This window comes from Veillonellaceae bacterium (assembly GCA_012523975.1).
Lineage (GTDB): Bacteria > Bacillota > Negativicutes > JAAYSF01 > JAAYSF01 > JAAYSF01.
Window position 1 is genome coordinate 1 of sequence record JAAYSF010000082.1, and the last position, 2548, is coordinate 2548.

The following is a 2548-nucleotide window of genomic DNA, read 5'->3' on the forward strand; positions in this document are numbered from 1 at the left end:
ATTTGATGGTGCTTTACTGCTGCGTCCATTTCAATCACTTCCTTGTTTGTGTTTTATAATCTTTTTTAATTATAGCTATTTGTCCAAAGCCGTTTGTTAATGGATTGTTAAGGTTTTGTTAAATTTAAAGGATGAAAAAAGTCCCATCAGTTTGACAGAGCCATAACTGCGGGACTTATTCATTGTGGGTAATGAAAGTTACTTTTTCATTTTTGTTATCGGCACAAAATTATTTTTTTCAACATGTGCATTTTGGAATTCAGGGCTCATTACATAATCGATAAAAGCTTTAACAGCACCGGTCGGTTGGCCTTTAGTATACATGTGACCATAAGAATATACCGGGTATTTACCGCTGATTACTGCATCGGGAGTATATTGTACGCCGTTATAAGCAAGCGCTTTTACAGTGCCATCTATATATGCAGCATCAACATAACCTATTGCGCCAGGGGTGCTGGCAATAGCAGTTTTAACCGCGCCGTTAGAATCTTGAATTACTGCTGCATCGGTAAACGAAGCGCCGTTGAGAACGACATCAGCAATTGTTGCGCGGGACCCGGAAGATTTAGCACGATGGATAATGGTAATTTTCTGATCTTTACCACCAACTTCTTTCCAGTTAGTAATTTTACCGGTTAAGATATCTACATATTGCTGATGGCTTAAGCTGTCAACAGTTACATCTGGGTTCGTGATGAATACAAAGGGCAGTACAACTACTTTGAAATCGACAAGACCTTTATCCCTATATTCAGGAGTGAGCGCTATATCAGAATTGCCGATATTTACTGCGCCTGATGCAACCTGGTTCATACCGGTAAACGAGCCGCCGCCGGCAATATTTACAGTTACTTTAGGATTCTTCTTTTGGAATTCTTCCTGGGCCGGCTTTAAGAGCGGAAGCAGCGCAGTGGAACCTGCTGCCGTTACCGTACCCTGTACTTCTGTGCCGCTTGCCTGCTCCTTGGTACCGCCGCAGCCTGCCAAAAGCCCTACCCCAGCCATAAGCGCAACTGCCGCAATAAATGTTTTTGATTTACGGAATAATTTCATTGAGTTTCCCTCCTAGTGTGTATTTACTACTGACTATATTCTAAAGTTTTTATGCCGGGCTTGTGTTAAGACTATGTTAAGGATTTGTTAAAAACTTGAACAACCAAGATTAACCTTTTATGTTACCTCTGCATATTATGTTAACGAGGAGGTGACTATATTGACTGAAGAAGATCGCGGTAAGCCGAAAAGGGATAGCATGAACCACGTTCATTTGCTGATAACCATGGCTGATGTAGCAAATGACCACCAGCATGTCATAGTGGGTACTACTGGTCCAGCTATGCTCAGAGGGAATTCTCATGTCCATGCAATTCGCATAAGAACATCTTTTGACCCTAAAGAAGGCAACACTCATTGGCATATAGCCGAAGACGTAACCGGACCAGCTATAGAAGGCCCATGCGGCGAGCACACCCATTTCTTTAAAGGGGAAACAACATGCGATGCCGGACACGAACATTGCTATTGCGGAGCGACCGATACCTCTAACGATAATGACTACTGCGAAGACGACTATGAAGAGGAGCATTGTAACTGCTATAACTCGTATCGTGAATAAGACTCCCTGTAACCCCTTAGATTTTCTAAGGGGTTTTCCCTTAATTCAATTACAACTTGTCTATCTCACCGTTACCAGTTAAAATGGAAGTGAAAAGACCCCAGTAATCGGTATAAAAACCCGCCCATATGCAATGATATGTGCGGGTGTTTTATTAGCTGAATGGAGAGATATAAATGACCAGATGGAATATCCGCCGCCGGCTGATTGCTGCATTTTTACTGCTGATATTACTCTCGCTGTCGTTATTAGGCGGCTACATACTATGGTACTTTTATCAGCACAATTTAGAAACGCTGAACGATAATCTCTTAACCAACGCCCAGATTACCGAGCAGCTTATCGAAGATTCTATGGCCGGCCCGCTGGAAAAAGCGGCGCTGGATACGCAAATTAAAGAAGCAGCAGTAAAAAACCATATCAGAATAACGATAATTGACAACAGCGGCGCGGTACTTGCTGATTCTTGGGAAAATCCTGCAGCCATGGATAATCATCTTAACCGTCCTGAAGTTGCTGCTGCACTGGCTGGCAATAACGGGAAATCAACCCGCTACAGCACAACGCTGGCCCAGAATTCACTTTACGTCGCCGTGCCCATTATTAAAAATACTGAAATTCTTGGAGTTATCCGGATGGCCAGTACGCTTGCTCAGGTTGAAGCAGCCTTCAGTGAAATTAAATCAGCCCTTATAACGGCTATTTTATTCACCTCTCTCCTGTCAGTCGGCATGGGTATCAAGCTGGCCCGCAATTTTACTGCGCCAATGGAAACAATAACGAGTGCTGCCCGTAAGATGGCTGACGGCAAGCTCGACGAACGAGTCCATATTAACACCAATGACGAGTTTCAATTATTGGCTCATACTCTTAATAACCTAAGTTCGAGTCTTGAAGATAAAATTGCCCAAATCGTCGCCGAATCAAAGA

The 2548-nt window shown here is 43.1% G+C and carries 3 protein-coding genes; 2 read left to right on the forward strand and 1 reads right to left on the reverse strand.

What is annotated here, in order from left to right:
• Positions 1–198: 198 nt before the first annotated feature.
• Complete coding sequence (locus GX348_11390) at positions 199–1056, reverse strand: phosphate ABC transporter substrate-binding protein (GenBank protein NLP42759.1); 858 nt, start codon at positions 1054–1056, stop codon at positions 199–201.
• A gap of 160 nt (positions 1057–1216) precedes the next feature.
• On the opposite strand from GX348_11390, the gene GX348_11395 reads away from it, so the two are divergent.
• Both GX348_11395 and GX348_11400 read left to right on the forward strand, forming a co-directional pair.
• On the forward strand, positions 1217–1618 hold the full coding sequence (locus GX348_11395; protein ID NLP42760.1) for a hypothetical protein: 402 nt from the start codon (positions 1217–1219) through the stop codon (positions 1616–1618).
• A gap of 176 nt (positions 1619–1794) precedes the next feature.
• Positions 1795–2548 (forward strand): cell wall metabolism sensor histidine kinase WalK (locus GX348_11400; protein NLP42761.1); only part of this gene is annotated, 754 nt, incomplete at its 3' end.

Excerpts from the sequence above, each read along its gene's own strand:
- GX348_11390 (NLP42759.1), bottom strand. The coding sequence starts at position 1,056 with ATGAAATTATTCCGTAAATCAAAAACATTTATTGCGGCAGTTGCGCTT.